This is a genomic window from Kitasatospora nipponensis, from assembly GCF_039528135.1.
GTDB classification, from domain to species: domain Bacteria; phylum Actinomycetota; class Actinomycetes; order Streptomycetales; family Streptomycetaceae; genus Kitasatospora; species Kitasatospora nipponensis.
Map to the genome: position 1 here is coordinate 1 of NZ_BAAALF010001171.1, position 516 is coordinate 516.

Annotated in this window: 1 pseudogene; it reads left to right on the plus strand. The window is 62.8% G+C overall.

Features of this window, described 5'->3' with window-relative positions:
* Positions 1 to 305: 305 nt before the first annotated feature.
* Positions 306 to 516 (plus strand): annotated as a pseudogene (locus ABD323_RS45485) (metalloprotease); the annotation flags it as partial.

A 516-nucleotide genomic window follows, 5' to 3' on the forward strand; every position in this document is an offset into this window, starting at 1 on the left:
CCATGGCCTACTCCTCTCACCAGCGGAGGTTCTTCCAGGCTCCTCCTGTCACTTCTGGCCGTCAACGGGTTCACCGGAGTGATGGTCACTCAGCCAGGTGCCACGACGAATTACTTGGCTTCGTCTTTCGTATCGATCCGGTCATGGCTGGCGGGGCTAGCGTACAAGGATTGGCGTTGGGTCACGTTTGGCTTTCTCGTGAGTGGAGCGCAGTTTGGACCCTTTCGGGAACGGGCGGGTAGTGCAGGTATTCCAGGTTCACTCTTTCCTTCCCGTGGCGGCATTGGTCTGCTGGACCTCGCAGCGTGGTCCCGGCCGCCGAGGATGCCGACTCACGGCACACCATTCTCCACGAGACCGGGCACTGGCTGCAGTTCAAGCTGCCCGACACTGCTTCCCGGGCGCGCCGAACTGTGAGAACCATCAGTTCGACGCGGCCAGCTCCGAAGGGCTGCGCCTGGACCGAGGGATTCGGCGACGTGGTAGCCGCCCGCACCCTCGGCGACTACCGCTATG